This is a genomic window from Parabacteroides faecalis (genome assembly GCF_022809355.1).
GTDB lineage: Bacteria > Bacteroidota > Bacteroidia > Bacteroidales > Tannerellaceae > Parabacteroides > Parabacteroides faecalis.
On the sequence record NZ_JAKZMM010000099.1, the window covers coordinates 1 to 2,904 of the forward strand.

General features: G+C 43.7%; 3 protein-coding genes. All 3 read left to right on the plus strand.

What is annotated here, in order from left to right:
• Positions 1 to 1,481: reverse transcriptase domain-containing protein (locus MUN53_RS18195; protein ID WP_243326833.1), on the plus strand; the 1,481-nt coding region annotated here is incomplete at its 5' end.
• On the plus strand, positions 1,468 to 2,349 hold the full coding sequence (locus tag MUN53_RS18200; RefSeq protein WP_243326834.1) for a hypothetical protein: 882 nt from the start codon (positions 1,468 to 1,470) through the stop codon (positions 2,347 to 2,349). The genes MUN53_RS18195 and MUN53_RS18200, both read left to right, overlap by 14 nt.
• Before the next feature lie 104 nt (positions 2,350 to 2,453).
• The gene (locus MUN53_RS18205; protein ID WP_243326835.1) at positions 2,454 to 2,855 is read left to right on the plus strand and encodes a hypothetical protein; all 402 of its coding nucleotides are present in this window, start codon (positions 2,454 to 2,456) and stop codon (positions 2,853 to 2,855) included.
• Positions 2,856 to 2,904 lie beyond the last annotated feature (49 nt).

Sequence of the window (2,904 nt, forward strand, 5' to 3'; positions counted from 1 at the left end):
ACCCCCTTCCATTCATGTCCAGGAGTGACGAAAAAATAAAAGACAACGCACATGTTCCAGAAAAGGATGAGATGTGTAGTAGCGTCAAGGCGCTACTTAAATGCCCGGCTTGCATGAAACGGATAACAGGAATAAGCTCAAATCTGAGCCCAGAGGACATCGAGAAAGCGGCATGGAGAGCCTTTGAAGGACACTCCGGCAAACGGGAAGTTACTGATTTTATCGAGGACTTCCAGAATCGTTGCGCCAAGCTGTATGATGCACTTCTCGATGGTTCATGGAAAGAGTTTCTGTCGTACCGTGTGCTGGAGAAGGTAAACAAGAACGGGAAGGAACGACATATAGACAGCCCTTCGCTTGTAACCCGGATCTACCAGCACTTGCTGCTAAACTTGTTGGAGCCGGTGTATAACAGTAAAGATAACCTGAATGGCTTGAATTGTAAGAAAGGCTGTGGCATAACGGCGAAAGATTCCCGCCGGTCCGTGATATACCGCATGAAGCAAGTTTATTTTGATCGGACGGATTTGCATTACTGCCTTCTTATAGACCAGCGGAAATGTTACGAGCATGTTACCGCCAAAACATTCCGCCGAGCCTTGAAACAGGTCATTGATGACAAGTGGTTGGTAGATTTCGCTGTCGATGTGTCTTTCGTAGATGGGAAGCTGCCGATAGGAACACCAACATCCCCATTCATCCATCATGTCCTGATGCTTGCGTTTGATTATTACGTCAAGGACTTTGCCCCTTTTGCGATCCGTTATGCCGACGATAACTTTATGGCGTTCCATACGGTAGAAGAAGCACAGCAGGCCAAATGGCGAGTGAAGAATTATTGGTGGTATGTTTTAGGAATACGCTCGAAACGTCATTCCTGTGTCATACAGCCGATGTCCAAACCGCTTGATTTTTGTGGCTACGTGTTTCACAGGATTGAGGATAAGGGAGTATGCGACCATAACAAGGGTTACGTCCGTATTCGGGAATCCATCGCGAGGGACGCGAAGAAATGCGATAATGATCGCTCCTGGGCATCATATTTCGGCCTGCTGATCCACGCAGACTGCTTTCAACTGATCAATAGAATACAAGATAATATGAAACTGAAAGATTTAACACAGAAGGTGCGCATAGACCGTACCATGGATGCACGTAATATAGAGATACGTGAGCTTATCGGAGTAGTGATAACGATTTACGATTATGAGATCCGTTATAACAGCCAGAAACAACCCAACTGGATCAAATGCCTGATAGGTTTTGACGAAGTGGTTGATGGAGAGAAAACCGGTAAGGTGTTGGCTCGTGAGTTTCATGGAAATTATCAGGGTATCATTCAGTTTATGGTAGCGTGCGAAAAGGAGTTTGGGAAGAGAAATCTTTTACCCCTTGAGGACGTTGAGATCGAAAACCAGTGCGGTTACATCTTCAAGGGTAGTACCAACCAGTTAACGTACATAGAAGATGATCACGGTTAATAAAGTTCAAGTCCCAATTAATGCAGAACAAGATAATAATAAAAATAAGACAACATGGCTGAACGGGAAATACGTGTCGCTGGATGAAGGTCCTTCGGTAACGCTGTTCATTGGCCATACAAAAGAGACGGTAATAGAAGCGGATGGGCGGGAAATGGAAATCGCCCTCGCTTTCCCGGTAAGGGTGGTTAAGCCTGTTTCCAGGAATAAGGCTATCAATGCCGCCGAGATGGAGGCTTACGGACTTACTTCAGCATTGGAGGTTGCAAGTCTGAATGCCTCTTTGTCCCGTAAGTTTCGGGAAGATATAAACGATACGGAAGTAAAAGAGCACGATGAATTTATTTCATGGGTAAAAGCAGAATTGGATGAAATCGGCCTTTCGAGCCATGACGGTTATAAACCAGACACCACCCAACCCGGACTGCAAGATGTGATGGCCTTATCCAAGATGTTATATTCGACAGCAAACCTTCCGGCAGAAAGTGCGGTAAAAGTAAAGAATTTTGCTCCGGTGTGGGGAGAGGAAGGTGCCGAGTTTGGAAAAGAGGTAGATACCGGTTTCCGCCTTCGTATAGTAGAAAAAGAGGAAGATGTCAACGATCTGTTTGAGGTTATTCAGAAACATACCCTTCAGTCTCAATGGAAACCAGGATCTACCGGAACCGAATCCATTTATAAAAGGATAGATGAACAACACGCCGGAACAAAAGAAGACCCTATCCCTTATCCGGCGGATGGTAATATGTCTTTGGAACTAGGGAAATATTATAAGGAAGATGGTATCACCTATGAGTGTATCGAGGCAACAACTCCGTTGTATGCCAAACTACGAGATTGCCCTAGATATGCGAAAGCGATAGAATAAACCATGGAGAGTTTAAAAAAGAAAGAAGCTATATTTTTATGTAGTAGTGTCATTATAGCAGTGTTATTGTTTTTATTTTGTTTAATAGTTAAAATGTTTAGGTTATGAAAAAGATTGTTTTGGTTATGAGCATGTTATTGCTCTTTGTGTGTGGTGTATTTGCACAAACAGAAGTAAGTAATGAGGGAACTCAAATTATTCTTGATCTTTCCACATTTACAGGTATCGTTACTGTCATTTCATCCGTAGTGACACAGATCTTTAAGCTGATCCCGGCTATTGATGGAAGCAAGATTGCAAAGATTGGTATTTCTGTTGGCGTTGGAATTATTGTCTGTATGCTGGCATGGGTACTGAAGATCTCGGAACCGCTGGCTGGACTTATTTGGTGGCAGACGCTTATTTATGGCGTAGCAGCGGGATTATCCGGATGTGGATTCTATGACTTGGTAAAGGTTGTTTGGGAATTATTCAAGCCGAAAGATGAAGTAATTCATTTGGATTAAGTTTTAGGTAGTTTAGGTTATCAATTGGGCGGTGTGACAGGCCGCCCTT